General features: G+C 43.9%; 20 protein-coding genes and 1 tRNA gene. 7 read left to right on the top strand and 14 right to left on the bottom strand.

All coding sequences use genetic code 11. The features are described from left to right. Positions 1-122 precede the first annotated feature (122 nt). The 4 genes from mutS (at position 123) to OKC24_RS02200 (ending at position 4,931) form a co-directional block, all read left to right on the top strand. On the top strand, positions 123-2,747 hold the full coding sequence (gene mutS, locus OKC24_RS02215) for a DNA mismatch repair protein MutS (RefSeq protein WP_131275880.1): 2,625 nt from the start codon (positions 123-125) through the stop codon (positions 2,745-2,747). Between the two features lie 195 nt (positions 2,748-2,942). Continuing rightward, entirely contained in the window at positions 2,943-3,266 is a 324-nt protein-coding gene (gene fdxA, locus OKC24_RS02210) for a ferredoxin FdxA (RefSeq protein ID WP_004651686.1), read from the top strand. Between the two features lie 143 nt (positions 3,267-3,409). Continuing rightward, entirely contained in the window at positions 3,410-4,132 is a 723-nt protein-coding gene (locus tag OKC24_RS02205) for a D-Ala-D-Ala carboxypeptidase family metallohydrolase (protein ID WP_005010446.1), read from the top strand. A gap of 133 nt (positions 4,133-4,265) precedes the next feature. Next, on the top strand, positions 4,266-4,931 hold the full coding sequence (locus OKC24_RS02200; RefSeq protein WP_005010447.1) for an O-methyltransferase: 666 nt from the start codon (positions 4,266-4,268) through the stop codon (positions 4,929-4,931). 117 nt (positions 4,932-5,048) lie between these two features. Here OKC24_RS02200 and OKC24_RS02195 read toward each other — a convergent pair whose 3' ends face one another. From OKC24_RS02195 to cysS, 13 genes are all read right to left on the bottom strand, one after another. Next, the gene (locus tag OKC24_RS02195) at positions 5,049-5,891 is read right to left on the bottom strand and encodes a universal stress protein (RefSeq protein ID WP_131275881.1); all 843 of its coding nucleotides are present in this window, start codon (positions 5,889-5,891) and stop codon (positions 5,049-5,051) included. Between the two features lie 147 nt (positions 5,892-6,038). Further along, positions 6,039-6,656, bottom strand: a complete 618-nt coding sequence (locus OKC24_RS02190; protein WP_131275882.1) for an acyltransferase — start codon at positions 6,654-6,656, stop codon at positions 6,039-6,041. Beyond that, positions 6,649-7,248: an IMPACT family protein gene (locus OKC24_RS02185; protein ID WP_131275883.1), complete on the bottom strand. Its 600-nt coding sequence runs from the start codon at positions 7,246-7,248 to the stop codon at positions 6,649-6,651. Before OKC24_RS02185 ends, OKC24_RS02190 begins: the two co-directional genes overlap by 8 nt. A 116-nt stretch (positions 7,249-7,364) precedes the next feature. Beyond that, on the bottom strand, positions 7,365-8,555 hold the full coding sequence (locus tag OKC24_RS02180) for an HlyD family type I secretion periplasmic adaptor subunit (RefSeq protein ID WP_131275884.1): 1,191 nt from the start codon (positions 8,553-8,555) through the stop codon (positions 7,365-7,367). Next, positions 8,552-10,690 (bottom strand): type I secretion system permease/ATPase, encoded by a 2,139-nt coding sequence (locus OKC24_RS02175; protein WP_265464707.1) that lies wholly within the window; start codon positions 10,688-10,690, stop codon positions 8,552-8,554. Before OKC24_RS02175 ends, OKC24_RS02180 begins: the two co-directional genes overlap by 4 nt. Next, positions 10,687-11,883, bottom strand: a complete 1,197-nt coding sequence (locus OKC24_RS02170) for a TolC family protein (RefSeq protein WP_131275885.1) — start codon at positions 11,881-11,883, stop codon at positions 10,687-10,689. The genes OKC24_RS02175 and OKC24_RS02170 overlap by 4 nt, the downstream gene beginning before the upstream one ends. A gap of 142 nt (positions 11,884-12,025) precedes the next feature. Beyond that, positions 12,026-12,772, bottom strand: coding sequence for an LPS export ABC transporter ATP-binding protein (gene lptB, locus OKC24_RS02165; protein WP_130144644.1), 747 nt, complete (start codon positions 12,770-12,772; stop codon positions 12,026-12,028). After that, positions 12,772-13,338, bottom strand: coding sequence for a lipopolysaccharide transport periplasmic protein LptA (lptA, locus tag OKC24_RS02160; RefSeq protein WP_005010464.1), 567 nt, complete (start codon positions 13,336-13,338; stop codon positions 12,772-12,774). The genes lptB and lptA overlap by 1 nt, the downstream gene beginning before the upstream one ends. After that, on the bottom strand, positions 13,328-13,870 hold the full coding sequence (lptC, locus tag OKC24_RS02155; protein WP_130144642.1) for an LPS export ABC transporter periplasmic protein LptC: 543 nt from the start codon (positions 13,868-13,870) through the stop codon (positions 13,328-13,330). The genes lptA and lptC overlap by 11 nt, the downstream gene beginning before the upstream one ends. 40 nt (positions 13,871-13,910) lie before the next feature. Further along, positions 13,911-14,450, bottom strand: coding sequence for a KdsC family phosphatase (locus OKC24_RS02150; RefSeq protein ID WP_130144640.1), 540 nt, complete (start codon positions 14,448-14,450; stop codon positions 13,911-13,913). 3 nt (positions 14,451-14,453) lie between these two features. Then, entirely contained in the window at positions 14,454-15,431 is a 978-nt protein-coding gene (locus tag OKC24_RS02145; protein ID WP_130144845.1) for a KpsF/GutQ family sugar-phosphate isomerase, read from the bottom strand. A 307-nt stretch (positions 15,432-15,738) separates the two neighbouring features. Continuing rightward, positions 15,739-15,814, bottom strand: a tRNA-Gly gene (locus OKC24_RS02140). A 65-nt stretch (positions 15,815-15,879) separates the two neighbouring features. Continuing rightward, positions 15,880-17,301 (bottom strand): cysteine--tRNA ligase, encoded by a 1,422-nt coding sequence (gene cysS / locus OKC24_RS02135; protein ID WP_130144638.1) that lies wholly within the window; start codon positions 17,299-17,301, stop codon positions 15,880-15,882. Positions 17,302-17,765: 464 nt separating this feature from the next. Here cysS and OKC24_RS02130 point away from each other — a divergent pair, with 464 nt between their 5' ends. Then, positions 17,766-19,886, top strand: a complete 2,121-nt coding sequence (locus tag OKC24_RS02130) for a TonB-dependent receptor plug domain-containing protein (RefSeq protein ID WP_131275886.1) — start codon at positions 17,766-17,768, stop codon at positions 19,884-19,886. Between the two features lie 74 nt (positions 19,887-19,960). On the opposite strand, the gene OKC24_RS02125 is transcribed toward OKC24_RS02130, so the two are convergent. Next, a complete protein-coding gene (locus OKC24_RS02125; RefSeq protein ID WP_130144634.1) occupies positions 19,961-20,239 on the bottom strand; it encodes a hypothetical protein in 279 nt (92 codons plus the stop codon). A 420-nt stretch (positions 20,240-20,659) separates the two neighbouring features. On the opposite strand from OKC24_RS02125, the gene OKC24_RS02120 reads away from it, so the two are divergent. Together OKC24_RS02120 and OKC24_RS02115 are read left to right on the top strand one after the other, a co-directional pair. Next, positions 20,660-21,370, top strand: a complete 711-nt coding sequence (locus OKC24_RS02120) for a glutamine amidotransferase (RefSeq protein ID WP_131275888.1) — start codon at positions 20,660-20,662, stop codon at positions 21,368-21,370. 140 nt (positions 21,371-21,510) lie between these two features. Further along, a complete protein-coding gene (locus OKC24_RS02115; protein WP_131275889.1) occupies positions 21,511-22,137 on the top strand; it encodes a LysE family transporter in 627 nt (208 codons plus the stop codon). Positions 22,138-22,200 lie beyond the last annotated feature (63 nt).

Raw genomic sequence — 22,200 nt, 5'->3', positions numbered from 1 at the left:
ATTGCTTATAAAGTACTGTATTTTCAGTTTTGCCTGCATTTTTTGGCGCCGTTGAAACATCAAGACTGTAAAAATTGATCAACATGTATGAATCTATTTAATTTAAAAGGTATTTTTATAAAATGACTGCAGAAAAAACCAACATTGATCTAAGCTCACTTACACCAATGATGCAGCAATACATGTCGGTAAAAATGCAGCACCCGCATTCGCTGATGTTCTACCGCATGGGCGACTTTTACGAATTATTTTTTGAAGATGCGCATAAAGCCGCGAAACTGCTAGGCATTACATTGACGCACCGCGGCAAGGCGTATGGTGAACCTATCCCAATGGCAGGGGTCCCTTACCATGCTGCGGAAGGTTATTTAGCCCGTTTGGTTAAAAAAGGCGAAACCGTTGTCATCTGTGAGCAAATTGGCGAAGTTACAGGTAAAGCGCCTGTAGAGCGCGGTGTAGTGCGCATCATCACGCCAGGCACATTGACCGATGACGCCCTGCTGACTGCGCATCAAACTTCAAATCTTGTGGCATTGTGCGTGCAGCAAAATCAAATTGGTATTGCTCTGCTGGATTTAAGCGCAGGCTTATTTAAAGTTCAGCAGCAGGAATTCAAAACTGAACAGCTGGCAATTGAACTGTCACGTTTAATGCCCAGTGAAATCATTATTGATGAGGATATTATTGATCCCAATATCATTGAGCATATTAAACAGCAATTAGACTGCCCTATTACCAAGCGCCCCAATGTAGACTTCAATTTAAACAATGCGCAAAAAACGCTCTGCGATCAATTTTCAGTTTCCACTTTATCCGGCTTCGGCATAGATCATTTACCCTTAGCCAAAGCGGCTGCGGCGGCTTTAATTCATTATGGCAAAGAAACGCAAAAAACCGCGTTGCCGCATATCCGCAGCATTCAGCTGGAACAAAGTTCTGACTTTATCGCCCTTGACCCTGTAACCCGCCGAAACTTAGAACTGGTAGAGCCGCTGTTTGATCATGGCACCTCATTATTCCAGCTAGTGAATGACTGTAAAACCGCCATGGGCGGGCGTCTGCTGCGCAGAACCTTAATGCAGCCATTGCGTGACACAGCAGTTTTAGATGGCAGATTGGATGCGGCTCAGGCTTTACTCAACGGTTATCATGAATCGCCAGTCCGTTTGGTCTTAAAAGAAATCAGTGACATTGAACGTGTACTGAGCCGTGTCGCACTCGGCAGCGCTCGCCCGCGCGATCTGGTTCAGCTGCGCCAAGCCTGCGCGCAGGTCCCTTATTTGCGCCATGCATTGCAGCCGATTATTGAAATGCAGCAGTCAAAACTGCTGACTGAATTAAATCATGAGCTTGGCGATTTTCATGGGCTGCATGAACGCCTGATGGCGGCGATTGTTGAACATCCGCCAGTTTTACTGCGTGACGGAAATGTCATTGCGGAAGGTTTTGACGCTGAACTGGATGAATTGCGTAAAATCCGCGACCATGCAGGCCAATTCCTGATTGATTTGGAAATTAAAGAACGTGAAGCTTCCGGCATCAATACACTTAAAATCGGCTACAACCGCGTCAGCGGCTATTATATTGAACTGACCCGCGGCCAGGCCGAACAAGCGCCGGAACGGTACATCCGCCGTCAAACATTAAAAAATGCAGAGCGCTATATTACGCCTGAACTCAAAGCATTTGAAGATAAAGTCTTATCCAGCGAATCCCGTGCATTAGCGCGTGAAAAAATGCTGTTCGAAATGCTGCTGAATGAATTGCGGCAGGATATCGGCAATCTGCAGATGATGAGCAGCGCAATTGCTCAGGTGGATATGATTGCTAACTTTTCCCATCAAGCCCGCCTGCATCACTGGACCCGCCCTGAGTTCAGCCCCGAAATCGGGGTAAAAATTAAAGCAGGCCGCCACCCAGTAGTTGAATCTCTCAGTAAAACGGCTTTTACTCCGAACGATACGTTCTTGGACTTTAACCGCCGCATGGCAATTATTACAGGCCCTAACATGGGCGGTAAATCAACTTTTATGCGCCAAACTGCTTTAATTACCCTGCTGGCCTATTGCGGCAGTTATGTACCCGCAGAAGCTACGGTATTAGGCCCAATCGACCGTATCTTTACCCGCATCGGTTCAGCAGATGATCTATCTACAGGCAAGTCAACCTTTATGGTGGAAATGACCGAAACATCGCAAATTCTGCATCATGCCACCAGCCAATCTTTAGTTCTGATGGATGAAGTTGGGCGCGGAACCAGCACCTATGACGGCTTATCGCTGGCTTGGGCATGCGTACTTGATCTAACCAAGCGCATTAAATGCTTATGCCTTTTTGCGACGCATTACTTTGAACTGACGGAACTGGGTAAAGAATCCGGCATTGACAATTACCATGTCACTGCAAAAGAATTAAATGGCAACCTGATTTTACTGCACAAAGTACAGCACGGGCCTGCAAGCCAAAGTCACGGTTTGCAAGTTGCCAAGCTGGCAGGAATTCCAGCCAATGTCATTAAAGAAGCCCAAAACCGCTTACGCATTTTAGAAAAGCAGCAGCAATTGCATTTAAACCATGCCGTGCAGAATGACTTATTTACTGAAAACAGCGTGCCTGAAGTTGTTGAACGCATCATTGAAGTTGAAAAAACCTCTCCTGCAATAGATCTGCTGCAGGCCTTGGATATTGACAGCCTCAGCCCGCGTGAAGCGCTGCAGCAGCTGTATATGCTGAAAGATAATCTTTAATAAAAGCTATTGAAGAAGGCTCTCAATTGAGAGTCTTTTTCATTTATAAGTATTTTTGATGAATATGGATGTTTTTTATCAAATTTAACAGCAGTATCTATATCAAATATCAATAAAAGGAATTGTTAGTTGCCTATGTTTTTGCCTAAAATACAGTATTAGTTATTAGAACCATATTTTTAGGTAGCTGTCGCCATGACCTTTGTTGTCACCGAAAACTGTATTAAATGTAAATATCAAGATTGCGTTGAAGTTTGCCCTGTAGACTGTTTCTATGAAGGCCCAAACTTTCTTGTAATTAATCCTGACGAATGCATCGATTGCGCGCTTTGCGAGCCAGAGTGCCCTGCAAATGCAATCTTCTCTGAAGATGAATTGCCTGAAGGTCAAGAAGTTTTCATTGAACTGAATACTGAACTTTCACAAAAATGGCCGAACATCACGCAAATTGGCGACCAGCCTGCAGACCGTGAAGAATGGAACGGCAAAGCAGATAAACTGCAGTATTTAGAAAAGTAATTTCAGAAGTTACAAAATAAAAAAGATCAGCCTTTGCTGATCTTTTTTTATACTGAAAGCACACATTTCATTGCAATTTATTCAAATTTTCTCAATCATTTTAGATTAAAATATAGCGATTGTGTAAATAATTGATTTTTATAATGAAGCATTTTATGAAGGCGTTGCTGGCAGTTGCAGCAATACCTCTAGTCTTTTTGGCAGGCTGCAGTACATCGCCCAAAAAAGGTCAAACAATTACAACACCAGACGGTAAACGCATTTTTATTCCGCAAGAACGCATCAGTCTTGAGCGTCAAGTTCCGCCTAAAGTCATCCCTTATGCATATAACGCATGGGTTGCCGCAGCAGACAACTTGCGCCGTGTCCGCGAATATGAGGTATTCTTAGAAAAAAATGGCGTCGGCAATATTATCCCCAGTTTTGAACTTATGCGTACTGCCCGTGATTGGCAAAAATGCGGCCGTTCACAATATATGGTGCCTAACCGAGAACTTTGGGCCAACCAAATTCCAACGCTCCGTGTATTTAAATACTTAGTTGCAGCTAAAGTACTAACCGACTTTGAAGTGACCTCAGTCTACCGCGACTTGCCAATGAACCAATGCGCTGGCGGCGCAAGCTCTTCACGCCATCTATACAATTCCGCAATCGATTTCCGCATCGGGCCTGAATATCCTCAACCTGAAGATTACGCCTATATTGAAAATACTAAATTCAAACTTTGCCAGTTCTGGACACAGCACGGCCCTAGTTTGAACATGGGCTTAGGGCTGTATGCCAGCGGTCAAATTCATATTGATACGCAAGGTTTCCGCACTTGGGGGCCAAATTTATCCAGACAATCATCGATGTGTAATTACTAAATCATTACGTTGAAATTTCAGGGCCTCACTAGAGGCCTTTTTTTGCCGATAAATTCTGCAAATATGATGCAAAAAATTGCGCTTCCAGATGAAAGGTTTAAAATGCATGCATCTAAAATGAGGCGCGAATACTATGCAGCAAATGTGGACTGAAATTGATGCTTATATTGATTCACATTTAATTCCCGAAGATCCTATCTTAGTTCAAACACTGAAACATACGGCAGAGCGCGGTTTCCCAGATCATTTGGCAGTCGCGCCAAACCAAGGCATGCTTTTGCAAATGCTGATTCAAATGAATCAATGTAAACGTGTGCTTGAACTGGGTACTTTTGCGGCTTACAGCACAATGTGGCTTGCGCGCGCGCTGCCAGAAGATGGCTATATTTTAACAATTGAAGGCCGCGATACGCATGCTGCCTTAGGCCAGGAAAATATAGACAACGCCAAACTGCCTCAAACGATTGAACTGAAATGTGGCCGCGCAGCAGATGTGCTGCATGCATTGCCTGCAGATACAGAGGCTTTTGACTTTATTTTTGTTGATGCGGATAAGCAAAGCTATCCTGAATATTTGGAACTGAGTTTAAATTTATCGCACTCAGGCACAATTATTGTGCTGGATAATGTCATCCGCGCAGGCGAAATTCTAAATCCAGAAAATCATAAGCCTAGCATCGAAGGCATTCGGGATATGTTCAAAGCCATGCAAAACCATCCGCGTATTTTGTCTTGCACGGCATTACAAACCGTCGGCAGCAAGGGACACGATGGTTTTGCAATTGCAATCGTAAAATAAGCGCAATAGCGCAAAAATCACCCATACCGATATTTTACAAATAAAACATAAGCTTACAAATACTTACCACAGAGTTATCCACAATATATGAGGATAACTCTGTTTTTAAAATTGTACTTATTTCACCACCAGCAATGGCACAGTTGAGTTCCTGAAAATCGTTGTCGCAATACTGCCTAAGAAAAATTGATGAATTTTACTGTGGCTGAATGCACCCAGTACAATCAGCTGAATGCCCTGCTCTTGCTGATATAACAGTATATTTTCTGCGACGTCGCCATAGCGGTATTCAGTCACGACATCTAAGCCTTCACTTTTCAGATACTGCATTGGCTCATTTAAAATTTCCGGATGATCGCCTACATACAGCAAATGGCATTGCAGCAGTTTTAACAGGTCACTTTGCCCAACCCGCTTCATCAGGCTGACACAGGTAGGTGAATATTCATAAGCAAAAATGAAACGTGTCGGCGGCTTGAAAGTTGAACCGACGGTCATCACGGTGCATTTGGCGCCGCGGATAAAGTTTTCAACATTACTGCCGATAGGTTTATTGCGTTCAGCAGAGCGCTCGCCTACCCGCCCAATGACGGCAATATCATCAGGCTGAAGTACATTAAAACTTTGTTCTAAAAAGTCGCCTTTTTCTTGAATATGCGATGCGGTTACGCCATATTTTTCCTGAATCATTTCAGAAATATGCTTCAGCAGATTGTTGCTGTAATCCAGCGCCAGATCACTCTGTTTCTGCTCTAACTCGGCTAACTCTTTCAGCAGCATGGCATTGCTTTCAAAACCGATTACGCCGCTGATTTCACCTAGATGATAACTGGCCGGGTAATAATCTAATACTTGAAGCAGCACGAGTTCACGCTGGGTTTCTTTCGCAATCCATACAGCGGCTTCTGCCAGTGCATTAATACACGGTGAAGAGTCAATACACGCGATTACACGTTTCATAATTAGCCTCTCTTTCTAAGATAGCTGGGCTATAAGTTGCTTCATGTTTTTAACTTAGCACAACTTTTATTATCTTGGCAGGATTTTGTGTAAGTACTTTTACAAGTTCAGCTGTTATGCACAATAACTTTCCCGCAATCAAACATGCTATTCGCGGTAGCGGATAAATGCAGCTGGATTACCGCCAATCACGGCCTTTTTTTCGACATTTTTAGTCACCATGCTGTTCATGCCAATCACAGCATGATCATCAATATGTATGCCATCTTTTATCCCGACATGCGCGCCAAGCCAAACATCCCGTCCAATTTCAATACCGCGTGAACGCACAGGCTGCTGGTACACAGGCTGATCTAAATTCATGCCATGATCAAAAGCATATAAATGGCAGTAAGCGGCAATGCGCACTTGATCATGCAGCTTGATTCCAGCGCGGCCGCCGTCCAAAATGCAGTGATGATTGATTGCAACTTTATTTCCGATCTCCAGCGGACCATGCAGCGTACAGTCTGCGGCAATAAAAGTATTATCGCCGATTGTGATCTTACGGCCTGGCTCGGCAAATATATGCGCCAAGGGAGAAATGAAACAGTTTTTGCCAATGTCTACAGTTTCCATCGCCATCAAATACGCTTGATACTCTTGCTGCCATGCTTCTGCCCACCCTTTATTTTTCGGCTTTAAACGCCAATACAGCCAAGGCATATAATTCAAGCGGTGCTTATGCTGTTCGCGGTATTTTAATAGCGGATCTTGTTCAGTCATCTTCTGGCTCTTCAATAATTTTCAGCTGTTCTCTGCCGCGTGTAACATCCTGCAGTTTCAGAGCAAGCGGCTGAATTTGATGCACCTGCAATAGCGCATGAACCGCCACACCAGTTGCAGTATATTCTTCGGAAAATTCAATCTGATGGAGGGTCAACTCATATTGGAAAATTGTCCATTCATTAAACTGGCACTGAAAGCTGACCCTCTTCTTTTCAATTAATTCGATTTTTTCCGCCAGCATTAGGCATTGCCCTGCTGTACCGCCATATGCTCGCACCAAACCGCCTGTGCCCAGCTTTACACCGCCATACCAGCGGTTCACCAGCACCAAAACATTCGTCAGTTTATTGCCTTCAATGGTTGCTAAAATTGGACGCCCCGCTGTACCTGAAGGTTCGCCATCATCATTGAAACGGACACTGTGGCCAATTTTCCATGCCCAGCACTGATGTGTTGTGCTGAAATCTTTATGTTCTGCTAAAAAATCTTTAACTGCCTGCTCATTTTCGACAGGCACAGCAATGGCCAAAAAACGGCTCTTTTTAATGTCTTCCTCAAAACTGACAGGACGGGCAATCGTAAACGGCATCTGGCTTCAAAATAGCAAAATTCGATTTAATTATAACGCTTTATTTCCTGAAAAGTTTTCGAAAGCGCAAAGAAAAGCCCTCATGACTCTGGGGCTTTTTCTGAAATATACTTGGACTAGCGCTCTCTCAGCGCTTCTTTCGCCTTATTGAACGGCTTGATCAGATAATCCAATACCGTCTTTTCGCCCGTACGGATATCTACAGTGGCAACCATACCCGGGGTAATTGCAAAGTTTTTCCCAGTTTTATTCACCAGCTTATCGCTATCCGTACGAATATAAGCGCGGTAATAAAATTGATCCTGCTTGACTTCATCCCTCAAAGTATCTGGAGAGATAATGGTGACTTTGCCTTTTAAACCGCCGTAAATGGAATAATCATAAGCGGTAATTTTCACCAAAGCGTCTTGTTCTGGATGAATAAATGCAATATCTCGCGGAGAAATCCGCGCTTCAACCAGCAGCTGTTCATCCAATGGTACAATCGTCATCAGCTTGCCATTTTGCGGCACGACACCGCCTAATGTCATGACATCAATTTCCTTAACAACACCGCGTACTGGGGATTTAAATACGGTACGGCTTAAAGTATCCGTCTTACCGCGCACAACCTGCTGCTGCGTTTCAATATCCGTATTGGCTTTGGCCAGCTCTTCACGCGCTTTCACGTAATACTGGTTCTGCACATCATTCATTTGATTGCGCAGTTCATTGGCCTGACGCTTCAAGCGCAGCACTTCAACTTCACTGGCTGCGCCTTTTGCAACTAAAGGCTGCGTCATCGACAGCTCCTGCTCAACCAGTAGCAGCGCCTGTTTCAGTCCAGATAGCGACTCTTCTAAATTAGCACGGCGCGATTGGTACAAAGCGGTTTCTTCATTAACCAGCTTTGACTCTTTTGCCACTTCTGCAGGAAAACTGATCGGCTTGCCGCTTACTTCCGCACGCAGCCGCGCTGCCGTCGCCTTGCTTGCCGTCAATAGGGACTCTGTTTCACCGACATTTGATTCAAAACGGGTGGGATCGAGCTGCGCCAATACTTGCCCCTGCTCAACAATTTGCCCTTCTTTGACATTCAGCGTGGTGAGTATGCCGCCATCTAAAGACTGAATAATCTGCTCTTTGGATGATGGAACAACCTTGCCAGTACCCGTGGAAACCTCTTCCAGTTCAAACAGCCAAGCCCAAACCAAAATAGTCACCAAGCCCAGACAAATAATCCAAATCACCAGGCTTGCTTTCGGCAGCGGCGGCTCCTGAAAAGCCACTTTTGCTGAGCGCGTCATTACTTGATTATTTTCACTCATGCGCTCGCTCCAGTCACACGCTTTTGCACACCGCCCGATTGATTTAAAATCTGATCTCTTGGGCCATCCATGACAATTTTTCCGTCATTCACCACAATGATGCGGTCCACCAATTCCAGTACGGCCCGGCGGTGCGTTGCAACAACCAGTGTCCGATGCTTTAAATGAAATCGAAGATGGTCAATCAGCTGCTTTTCAGAAACATCATCAATGGATGCAGTCGGCTCATCCAGGAGCAGAATATTCGGCTCACGAATCAGCAGCCGCGCCAGCAGCAAAGCTTGCCGCTGCCCGCCCGAAAAACCAAAACCGCCTTCCAGCACAATATGATCCAACCCTTCTTTCTTTTCTTGCACAAAACCTAAAGCGCCTGTGATGTTCAGCACATGCAATATTTGATCATCTGTCGCTAAAGGCGCGCCCAGTGTTAAATTCTCCCGGATAGATCCATAAAATAGCTGTGACGTTTGATTCAGCTGTCCCAGATCACGGCGGACATCTGAAGGGTCAATCAAGCCAATATCAATGCCATCCAATTTCACTTTGCCCTGTGAAGGCATCTGCATGCCAGACAGCAACTGCAATAGCGTTGATTTTCCGGCACCATTTCGGCCTAAAATAGCTATTTTTTCACCGGGCTTAATATCGAGTTTAGGAATAATCAGGCTGGGTTTCGGGTCATCATCGCCATACTTAAACACCACGCCATGCAGCTCATAATTGCCATGTATCACAGGCCGATGAATCAAATGCGAATAATCAGGCTGATCCACCGGCTTTTTCATCAGTTCATCCAGCCCTGTTTTGGCTACTTTTGCCTGCTGCCAGCGGCCCAATACTCCGGTCAGCTGCGCAATAGGCGCCAGCATGCGTGAAGACAAAATTGAGCAGGCCACCAAAGCCCCCGTAGTCATGTCGCCTTTCATAACGGCAAAGCAGCCTACAAGCACGACAATGGCAAAAGTCAGCCCTTGAATTTTCTGTGTCCAAGCATTCATAAAGCCGACAATCTTGCGCTGCTGCATGCTGACATTGGCAGATACTTCATTCATGTGATTCCATTGATTCTGGAAACGGGATTCTGCGCGCAGCAGTTTAATGTCTTCAATCCCTTGCACTGCCTCCACCAGCAGCGCATTGCGGATCGCCGATTCACGCATGCCCATTTGCGCCAGCTGCGCCAGTTTTTTCTGTGCAAGGATGCCCGGCAGCACCATCACCGGCACAATCAGCAGCATCACCCAAAACAGATTGCCGCCAATAATCCAAAAGATGGCCAAAAAAAGTAAAAAGAAAGGCAAGTCAGCAATAGCTGTCACCGTTGTAGAGGTCACCAATTCACGAACACCTTCCAATTCACGGATTTGCGAAATAAATGTCCCTGTTGATTTAGAACGTTCGCTGTTTTTTATGCGCAGCGCATGACCAAAGACCCGGTCTGAAATTTTTAAATCTGACCGCTTTCCAATAATGTCTGACAGATGAATACGGGTAATGCGCAGCGCAAACTCAAAAATTGCCGCCAGCAGCACACCGCTGGCCAGCACCCAGAGTGTTGAAACCGATTGTGATGGAATCACCCGGTCATAGACATTCATGGAAAACAGCACGGTAGCCAGCGCTAAAACATTCGCCATCATTGAAGCAAGCATAATATCGATATAACGCTTCCAATCTTGTAAGGCTATGCTCCAAAACCAGTTTTTCTCGAATGGTTTAATATACTCATCCACACGGATGTCAGGTACAGAGGATTCTGGACGCAAAATATAAATGTTGCGTGCGCCGTGATTCAGCCGTTCGATCGGAAATACCTGAGATAAGCCTTCATCGCCGCTGAGCTGCACACTGGCATTTCCATCCGCATCTATGCGTTCAACTACGCCGACTTCCCCGCTATTGAATTCAATCATGACAGGCAGGCGCCACGGATTCAGCAAATTGACATCATATTTATTTTTGCGCACGCTCAAGCCAATCTGTTTGGCCATCACATTGATCAATTCTTCTAAACTGCCATGCTGATTCCAATCCAGCTGCAGACGAATCCGTTCTTCCGATGCTTCTATGCGGTAATGCTTAGCAATATTCTGTACGGCCTGAAGCCAAGGCTGATAATTTATTGTCTGTGTCATGGCTGAACTTCAACCCCCTGAATCATCTTATTATTTAATTCGTAGATCTCCCTGCTGCGTCCCGTCACCTGTATATACTGCGCAAGTCCTGAATAAATATCGTATTGTGAGTTTACGATTTCCATCGCTGCACTATGAATAGACTGTTCCGCATTCAATAGGTCGACTACTGTTCTTGTGCCTAATTTATATTGTTCCTGATACAGCTCTTTGGTTCGCGCTGTTGTCTCCCTGCGCTGCATAAGTACCGACATCTGTCTTTTCTTATTCTCAATTTGTTCCCGAATTAAACACACGCGATCCAAGACATCTAAATAAGCGGTATTCACTTGCGCCCGCGCAGCATCTTCCGCATAGCTGGCAGCCCGCGTTTGAGCTGCAATGGCGCCGCCCTGATAAAAATTGCTATTGGCTTCAAGCATAATAGAATTATAAAAGCCGTCATCTTCATTATTGTTTGGATTGCGGCCGTTTACCGCCTGACTGAGACTGCCTTTAATATTGATGGTTGGATAAGCGCTCAGTTTCGCCTGTTTCTTTTGAAACTTTGCCACTTCTACACCTGCTTGCGCCTGCATAATACTCGGGATGAAGTTATATTCAGGGTCTTTATATAAATCAGACTTTTGCAGAATGACCGCTGGAATTTCCCATTGGTTTGCAGATACATCAAAGCCCAGCAGCGTTCTTAAGCGCTGCTGGTTTAGGCGAAGCTGCATTTGCTGTACAATCAGATTAGATTCAGCCGCCTCTAAATTCGATTGAGCCTGAATAGGGTCGGCCTGACTGCTGATCCCTGCTTTTGCCCGCAAATTCGCAATCTCGGCAATGCGCCCAATGCCTTTTATCTGCTCTTGTGCAATTTTGCTGATTTCCTGATAACGCTTGATATTGATAATGGCATCCGCCACATCATAAGAGACTTGACTTAAAGGGGTCAGCTCATTCACTTTTGACGTATCAAAAGGAAATCTGCTCAATTCCGTAATATCAATTTTTTCAGCAGAACGCTTGGGTTTCAGCGCAAATAACTGCCCTATTCCACCGTTTAAAAGATGAAACTGATTTTTTTCCGCATTCTCTGCATGCGCATAGGAAAAGTGAAAAGGAATAATCAGAACAAACAGCGCTGTTCGTTTATTTTTTTCAAATTTTCCCCATAGTTTTAAATCCTTACTATTTATTATTAGCATTGTTTCTACGCAATAATTTTTATTTGAGTTTTTATATGTAATTCGTAAATAAAATTACATTTATCGAATATTTTTATTATTTTATTGAATAGGCCCCCTCACAACAATGACCGATTTCTCATTTTGTGAGGGTTTTTGCCATTTAGACTGTAAAGTCATCGCCTAAATAGACTTTGCGGACAGTTTCATTTTCTAGAATTTCTTGCGGTGAACCTTCCGCGATAACGGAACCTTCACTCACAATATAGGCGTGCTCGCAAATCGCCAATGTTTCACGCACGTTGTGATCGGTAATTAAAACACCGATTCCGCGCTCTTTTAATGTCCGGATAATGTCTTTGATGTCACCGACTGAAATCGGGTCAACCCCTGCAAATGGTTCATCCAGCAGCATAAATTTCGGATCTGCCGCCAACGCGCGGGCAATTTCTGCACGGCGCCGCTCACCGCCTGATACGCTCATGCCCAAGGAATCTTTAATATGGGTGATTTTAAAATCAGCAAGCAATTCGGCCAGACGCTGCTGGCGCTGCTGCTTATTTAAGTCTTTGCGCGTTTCCAAAATAGACATGATATTTTCAGAAATTGTCAATTTTCTAAAAATAGAGGCTTCTTGCGGCAAATAGCCAATGCCTTTACGCGCACGCTCATGCATAGCCAAATCTGACATGTCCAAATCATCTAAATGGATTTCGCCTTTGTCCATGCGCACAAGGCCAACGACCATATAGAAGCTGGTGGTTTTACCGGCGCCATTCGGACCAAGCAATCCCACAATTTGCCCGCTTTGCATGCTGAATGAAACATCCTTCACCACCCAGCGCTTGCTGTAATTCTTTGCTAAATGCTTAATGCATAATGTTTGAGGCTGATTCAGCGGTTTCTCCATTAATCACGCGCTCCTGGGAATGACTTAGAACTGGAAGGCGGAATAATGATTTGTACACGTCCAGAAGATGAACCCGAACTATTCGGTGTGCCTTCAGCCACAATGTCGCCTTTGTTCATGCTGTATTTTAATGTATTGCCTTTAATGCTTGCGCCGTTCTGTTCCAATAAAGCACTGCCAGACATGGTAAGAATGCCTGTTTCAGCATTATAGACAATCTTTTGCGCTTGGCCTTTAGCTAAGCCTTTAGCAGGATCTACTTTTTGCTGAAAACGGGCAGGCCCGCCAGTTGCAGTAATGGTGCTGATTTCTTTACGGCTATTCAGATTCGCCACAATGGAATTTGCCTGCAGCTTCATCGTGCCCTGCTCAATAATGACATTGCCCGTATAAGTCGTAATACCTGTTTTTTCATTAAAAGTCGCGCGGTCAGCCACTAACGAAATTGGCTGATTGCGGTCAGAAGGCAATGCAAAAGCGCCTGCTGAGCACAGTGCAAGTGAACCCATCAGCACTGCCTGTTTTAGGAAAGCGTTAGACAATAGTGGTTTATGATTAAGGTTCATACTTTCCTCGAATATTAAAAAATTCGTACTGACCGTCATTTAAATTGGCTTTCAGACCGTTACTGACAAATTCGGCTTGCGGAGTCTGCACTGTAACCTGTTTGTCAGTTTCTAATTCACGTGTTTTTGGAAAAGCAGTCAATTCATCTGTTAGAAAGACCATTTTTCCATCTTCCAGCAGTTTCGTTGCTTCAACTTTATGCCTTAGAACAACTTTTTCATTGTCATTATAACCATTGGCAACTTTTGCAAAAAATGTCGCATCTACACGCCCATCTTTATACGTGGATGCTCTTAGATTATCCAACTGTGATGTTTTTTGCTGCAAATCCTGCTCTAAACGGTCGACTTGCGCGCGAATGTACAGTTTACCCTGCTCATCAGTTTGAGTCAGATTAATATTCTCTGCAGAATACTTCATGCTGCGCGCAGAATCGGCTTGGAGTTTATTGCCTTTTCCACTGTAATAGTAATAACCGCCGCTTACAGCCGCAATAGCGATTGCAGTAACGTATAAAACTTTTGTATCCATAAGCGGTTGTTTAATCCAAATTTAATGAATTATTAAGTTATTAATGCGGTGCGCTGGCAAATTTTTCAAGCATCTCTTGGTAAACGCCTTTCGACATCAGCAGCATATCGCAAATTTCACGCACAGCACCGCGGCCACCGTAAGCTTGTGTTACCAAATCCGCACGGCGGCGCACTTCTACATGACCATTTGGCACTGTAATTTTCATGCCGGCAATCGCAAATGCAGATAAATCAGGCCAATCATCACCCATATACAGGCAATCCACTGGATCTAAATTCAGCTGCGCACATGCTTCACGAAGCGCTGTACCTTTATCTTCACGGCCTTGAAACACCAAGTCCACGCCTAAGTCAGACATTCGCTTTTCAACAATATTACTTTTTCGGCCAGTAATAATAATGACTTTAATACCCGCTTTTTGTACGAGTTTCATACCTAAACCGTCACGGATGTCAAAAGACTTAATTTCGTCTCCCGAATTGGTCAAGGTCACAAAACCGTCACTCAGAATTCCATCTACATCCAGCACCAACGCTTGAATATGACGAGCCTGTTCCAATAATACATAGGAAGCCATTGCTTAATTTACCCCAGCCTGAATTAAATCATGCATGCTGATCACACCAATCACAGTATTGTCTTCATCAACAACAATGAACTGATTGATTTTTTTAGCATTCATTTTCTCTAGCGCTTCTACTGCGCGGGCTTCTTTCGAAATCGTTGACGGATGCTGAATCATCACTTCAGATACAGGAAGATTCACATCAAAACCCTGCTGCTTGTCAATCAAACGGCGTAAATCACCATCGGTAAAAATCCCGAGAAGCTTGTCATCAGCATCAACGACTGTTGTCAGCCCTAACCGCTTATTAGAAATTTCATACAGCACTTTATTCATTGGCGTTTCAGGCGCAACTTTTGGCAGCTCTTCGCCTGTATGCATCAAATGTTTGACATGCAAAAGTAAGCGCTTGCCTAAAGCGCCTGCAGGATGAGAGCGTGCAAAATCATCTGAAGTGAAACCTCGCGCTTCCAAAAGCGCAACAGCCAAAGCATCGCCTAAGGCCAATGTTGCCGTGGTGCTTGAAGTTGGCGCTAAACCTAGCGGACAAGCCTCTTGAATATCACCTAAAGTTAAAGCAACATCCGCATTTTGCGGCATTGGGCCTTTATCGTGCCCAGAAATCGTGATCAATGGTACGCCGACATGCTTAATCAGCGGCATCAGCATCATAATTTCATCGCTTTTACCTGAATAGGAAATGGCAATGAGCACATCACCTTTCACCAGCATACCTAAGTCACCATGACCCGCTTCGCCGGGATGCATGAAAAATGACGGTGTCCCTGTGGATGCAAAAGTCGCCGCCATTTTACGGCCGATATGGCCGGACTTACCCATACCGGTAATCACTAAACGCCCTTTGCATTGCAAAATAATTTCGCAGGCTTGGGTAAAACGTTCATCTATCTCGGCAGCCAGCACGCCCAAAGCATTGCATTCAATGCTAAGGGTTTCCAATGCGACTTTTTGAAAATCAATTTGATTTGGCATATTTGGTGGATTCAAAGCCATTTTACCTTTATTAGAGCTGAACTCGCAGCGCTTCAATCACTATGAATAATTTAGCTGATTTTAGCATATCTGCATAAATTCAACGTTTATAAATGTTCAATTTATAATGTCTTATCGTCAGTTTTAACAATTTTACGCAAAAAAAAACCTTAGTCCGAAAACTAAGGTTTTTTTCATATTCNATTCAACGTTTATAAATGTTCAATTTATAATGTCTTATCGTCAGTTTTAACAATTTTACGCAAAAAAAAACCTTAGTCCGAAAACTAAGGTTTTTTTCATATTCTGGAGCGGGAAAGGAGACTCGAACTCCCGACCCCAACCTTGGCAAGGTTATGCTCTACCAACTGAGCTATTCCCGCAATATGGAAATGCATTATAGAGAGTTTCTAAAAACTGTCAACTCTCCACGCATTCAACTGGTGAATTAATCAGCACGTCGCCAGATTGTACCTTGACGCGTATCTTCCAGCACAACACCTTGATCCAGCAGTGACTGACGAATTTCGTCGGCTTTGGCAAACCCTTTGGCTTTCTTCGCATCTTGACGCTGCTGAATCAGATCTTCAATCTGTTCTTCAGTTAGTCCCAATGCTTCTTGCCCAATATCCGACTTTAAGAAATCTTCTACGTTTTGCTGCGCCAGACCTAAAATATTGGTCAAGTGACGCAAAGTTGCATAATAAACTGCAGCCTGCTCCGCTTGTTCCCCTTTTACGGCGCTGTTCAACGCTTTGTTAATTTCAAACAGTACAGCAATTGCTTCTGAAGTATTGAAATCGTCACGCATAGCTGCGTTAAAGCGCTCTACCAAAGCGTCATCTAAAGTCTCAACTAGTTTATCGCCATAAACAGCTTGATACGCTTTGAATGAATGATAGAAACGACTCAATGTTGCTTTAGCTTCTTTCAATGCAAAATCTGAGAAGTTCACTGGGCTGCGATAGTGTGAAGACACAATAAAGTAGCGGATGACTTCAGGATGGAATTTTTCCATCACGTCACGAATGGTGAAGAAGTTGCCTAAAGATTTAGACATTTTTTCACCATCCACATTAATAAAGCCAACATGCATCCAGTAATTTACATACTGTTCGCCTGTTGAGGCTTCTGATTGCGCGATTTCATTTTCATGATGCGGGAAAGTTAAATCTGAACCGCCGCCGTGAATATCAAAATGGTTGCCTAGGCAACAGGTAGACATTGCTGAACATTCAATATGCCAGCCTGGACGACCATTGCCCCATGGAGATGCCCAAGACGGTTCATTTTCTTTGGCATGCTTCCACAGTACAAAGTCGAACGGATGCTTTTTCTCTACTTCAACATCTACACGCTCAGATGCGCCCGCCTGCATATCTTCCAGCTTGCGGCCAGACAAGCGGCCGTACTTGGCAAATTTTTCAACTTGGAAATAGACATCGCCATTGGATGACGGATAAGCTGTGCCGTTGTTCACCAAATTGCCAATCATATTTTGCATTTGATCAATATAATCGGTTGCACGCGGCGCTTCATCCGGATGCAGGCAGCCCAGATTTTCTGCATCTTCATTCATGGCTTGAATGAAACGGTCTGTTAAAGCCGTAATGCTTTCGCCGTTTTCATTTGCGCGTTTAATAATTTTGTCGTCAATATCGGTAATATTGCGCACATATTTGACATTCCATCCCTGACTGCGCAGGAAACGGATAATATAGTCAAATGCAACCATCACTCGAGCATGGCCAATATGACAGTAGTCATAGACCGTCATACCGCACACATACATGTCGATATGCCCTTCTTTACGCGGTACAAATTCTACTTTTTTACGCTGCTCTGAGTTATATAGAACAAAAGGTTGCATAGGTCTTTAAATTGTTTCTACCAAAAGATGGCTCATCTTAACCTAAGCACTATTTTTCATAAAGTTTTCAAAGAAAATTTTGTGATAAATCTTTCTTATATTTAATCAGATCTTTTTTATACCTTGATCTATAGCGCTAAGAGCCTTGCATCATCGGCCTATGCCAACAGCCTGCCTGCACTCGTTCATCCTCAGCGTACTTATGAGGACATATCAAAAACCTATTACATAAACTTACTTTCACACCTTCGCATTATTTCAAAATGGTTTTTTATAGATTTTAGAAAGTGCAGCTTAATTTCAGCAGACAAATTACCTTAATAAATGTATGGAATTCAATTTTTTACTCTATTTAGATTTTTTCAAAAAAAATTTCTCATTCATCTTATTTCAGCCGTTTTCCTCAAATTTTCTCCATATTTTTAGACTAATCTTACGCAAAATTACATTTGGTACGTCCAATAATGAAACGCATGCCATCCACATTCAAACTCAGCGCTCTAACACTTTCTTTATGCGCGCTTTCTATGCCTGCATGGGCAGAGGACACGTCTCCTGCTGTAGCGTCAAGCGCTCCGGCAGCTGTTCAGACGTTGCCAACCATGACTTTTCAGGTTGAACAAGCGCCTGCTGTAGAAAAAAATCCAGACATCAGCGCTGTTGCTAAAACAATTATTACCCGCGATGAAATGGAAAAATTTGGCGATCAAAGTGTGAATGATGCTCTGCGCCGTGCGGCAGGCTTTCAAATGCCTACACCTGGACAAGGCCCGCGCGGCGGCAATGGCAGCATGCGTTTCCGCGGCGGCGGCGCGCCAGTCTTCCTCATCAATGGCGAACCGGTGCAAGGCGGCCCGCGCGGCGGCATGTCAGTCGTTGACAGCATTACCCCCGACATGATCGAACGCATTGAAATTGTCAAACAGCCTAGCGTTGCGCAAGCTTCTGTCGCGTCCTCAGCCGTGATCAATATCATTTTAAAAGAACCGCTGGACGGCACCCGCATCAGCGGCACCGTCCGCGCAGGCTACGGCATAGCCAAATCCAGCCAGAAAGAAGAAGAGCGCAAAAACATCTCGCTGCAAATGGACGGCAAAACTGACCCATGGACCTACAGCCTGTCTGCAAACCAGATGTGGAGCGACTCAGATTCAGTGACGACGACTGAAAATGCATCTGGAATCATGTCTTCACAAAAGCGCATTACCAACAGAACATCACAGATGCTGAGCCCGCGCGCTGAATATTCAATTGATGATCAGCAGAAGCTTGTGGCAGAACTGTTCTACCGCAACAATGAAAGCCAAGGCAGCATGCGTGATCAAATTCAGGAGGATAAAAACGACAGCATCCGCCTGAATACCCGCTATGAACGCAAAGACAAAGGCAACTCAGATAAAATCCGTTTGTCTGTGGAGCAGCAGAACGAAACCGAATTGACCCGCTCCAGTCAGCGCCAAAGCTATACCGATGAGCAAATTAATGAGTACGGCCTCGCTTATGATGGCGTGCGCAAGTTTGATGAAACCAAGCAAATTAAATTTGGGACAGATTTGCGTTCCAGCGAGTTAGAAGGCAATACCGCGGATACTTTAGATGAGCAGCGCTATGCGCTATATGCAGAAGGAAGCTGGCGCTTTACCCCGCGTCAAAGCTTAACACTGGGGGCGCGTCAGGAATGGATTCACCGTTCAGGACTGGTCGATTACAGCGACAGCCATTTAAGTCCTGTTTTAGTGCACCGCTTTGATTTTACAAACAGCTGGTCACTGCAAACCAATATCAGCCAAGCGTTCCGCAGTCCAAAATCAGATCAGCTGCTGCCCGCAGTTTCCGTATCTACCGACATTGATGCAGGCTCATTGAATAACCCTGATCAAGGCGGCAACCCATTCTTGCGCCCTGAAAAAATCAATGCCTATGAAAGCACTTTGGGCTATAACACATCCACAGGCGGTGTAAATATCACGGCGTATTACCGTGAAATCAATGACTACATTGAAAAAGCCATCCGCAGTGAAGATGCGCAAGGTCAAAGCTGCGCCACTGCCAATGCCCCAAGCTGCCGATTTGTAGAGCGCCCATTCAATCAGGACAATGCAACAACTTACGGTGTAGAAGTTGCCGGCCGCTATGCATTGAAGCAAACAGAGGCAGGACATTCCTTCATGCTGAATGCACAGCTGTCTACCGTGAGGGCAAAAATTGAAGAAGATAACGGCACAGAGCGCCTTGCAAGCGATGTAGCGCCTTATACGGCCAGCGCTGGCTTATCCTATAATTATCAGCCTTGGCGCGTATCCAGCAGTTTAAATGTCAACTATACGCCGGCATATACCCGTGAATTAAACAGTCAGGATTACAACGGCGAATTATATGAGCGCACCAGCAATGAACGCGTCAATGTTGATTTAAGCATTACGAAACGCTTTGACAATAACTGGGCCGCTTCGATCAATGCGCGCAATATTTTCAGTACAGATTATAAAGAGCGCCTGACTAAAGTCAGTGACGGCAGCCTCTACCAGGCCCGTAGCAATGAATCGATTCCAAGCCTGTTATTGAGTGTCGAAAAGAAATTCTAAGCCGCCATTTACAGAAAAAGCCGATATTTGCATATCGGCTTTTTTCATCAAAACAATGACTCCAGCTTAGAGTCTTACAGTTTTTGCAAATTTTTCAATAGGCTGGCTACACGCAACGTATTCTCTTTTTTTCCTTTTTTTTCCAAGATGTTCTGTTCGATCCACCATAGATATTCAAAAATCTCTGTTTCATTTGAATTTTCTCGAATCAATTTAAATATATTCGGAAGATAATCATCATATTCATCACGCATTGCAGGAATATGTCGAATCCGAAGCGGATCCCATTCTTTAAGCAAAATTTTATGTATCGCATGCAGCAATGTTGCATCACGCGTATGTTGCACATCCATAAAACTGCCACTCCTGTATTTTTTAATAAAAAAATCATATTCTTAGAATCAAGAAAGTTCCTTTTGGCATAAACTGAAAAATTCTAATTTTTTGTATGATACCTAGACCGTATAATATTAATATCTGTTTTTTCATTAGTTTTTTATAGACTGAATTAATATATATCAATTTTCAGATTATATATTCAGCAATTTTCAACACTTTAAATAAATTTTAAGCCAAAAATGTAAGGTATTTTTTATTTTATTGCAGAAATGTGAATTTACTCAATTTTTTTACACTTCATTTCTACCCTGCAGTCACTTTTTTTGCATCTATTAAAACTCTCAGTGATTTTTGTTCAATTAACTGAATACAGCCTTTCTATTTGAGCTTTTTCAGGATAAATTCCATAATATCTTCACATTAAATAATTTGCTATGAACACCGCATTTCCAGACGCTATTTATGCCGTTCAACATCTTGCATTTGAGGATTTAGGCGCATTAGAAGATGTATTTTATCAGCAGGGTTTTCGTGTCCGCTATTTTGAAGCTGGCGTAGATGATTTGACCAAAGCCTTTGAGCATCCCGGTCTGACCATCATTTTAGGCGGCCCTATCGGTGTGTATGAAACAGCAGACTATCCTTTTCTTCAACAGGAAATAGAATTGCTCAAAGCCCGCTTAGAGCAGAATTTACCGACTGTGGGCATTTGCCTAGGCGCGCAGCTGATTGCGCATGCCTTAGGTGCAAAAGTCTATGCAGGCCATGCCAAAGAAATTGGCTGGAGTAAACTGGAGCTGTCCAGCCAGGCCAACAATATTTTATCTCCGCTGGAAGGCACTCCTGTGCTGCATTGGCATGGCGACACCTTTGATTTACCTGAACATGCAGAACTTCTTGCCAGCTCAGAATTATATCCTAACCAGGCCTTCCGCAAAGGCAATCAAATTTTAGCATTACAGTTCCATATAGAAGCTGCCGCAGACAGCATGGAGAAATGGCTGATCGGCCATACTTGTGAGCTGCGCAAAGCCAATATTGATATCCCGGCCTTGCGTCAAAACAACAGCCTTTTCGCATCCGCATTGGAAGATAAAGCCGCAGCAATATTTTCACAGTGGCTGAAAACATTAATCGAACGCTAGCACTGCCCATGGGAAACCTGCCTAGATTTTCATAGCGGCAGGTTTTCCAGCCTCCCTGATCATGTTTTTAATCAGTCATTTGACTTTCTTTTATTGTTAAAAAGTCATATAAAGCTTTATCTTCAAATGGCTTTGCTCAAATGACACCTTTAATCAGTATCGCCCTTATCCATTTTTTTGCATTGATCAGCCCAGGCCCGGACTTTTTCTTTGTGACTCAAAGCGCCGTCCGCCAATCGCGCACTCATGCACTATTTGCAGCCTTAGGCATTTCACTCAGTATTTTGGCATGGTCAATATGCGCGATGAGCGGCCTGCATTACCTATTTCAAAAAATGGCATGGCTGCAGCAGGTCTTAATGATCTGCGGCGGTTTATATCTCTGCTATTTGGGCGTGCAGCTGTTTAAATCAGCATGCAGCAAAACTGGCCCTGCTATTGATGCTGTGGAAGCACCGAAAGAGCAAAAGTCCTGCAAAACCCTCCTCATGCAGGGCTTCTTTACCAATATGGCCAATCCTAAAGCGCTGGTGTATTTCAGCAGTGTATTTGCTTTAGCCATTAATACAGATGCAACGCTTGCCCAGCAAAGCTCTTTGCTGATTTTAATCTTCACCGAAAGCCTCTTATGGTTTGCATTGGTTGCGATTCTTTTCTCTGCGCCTAAAATCAATCATTATTATCAAAAATTCAGTAAAAAAATTGACGGCATTACTGGCGGTATTTTTATCAGTTTTGGATGCATGCTGATTTTAAATCGTGATTAGTTTTTTGAAATTTTCAAAATAAAAAAGCACCTGTTCGGGTGCTTTTTCGTTTTAATCGAGGGA

This window comes from Acinetobacter entericus (assembly GCF_026168575.1).
Classification (GTDB): Bacteria; Pseudomonadota; Gammaproteobacteria; order Pseudomonadales; family Moraxellaceae; genus Acinetobacter; species Acinetobacter bouvetii.
This window is presented reverse-complemented; position numbering and strand designations above follow the sequence as displayed.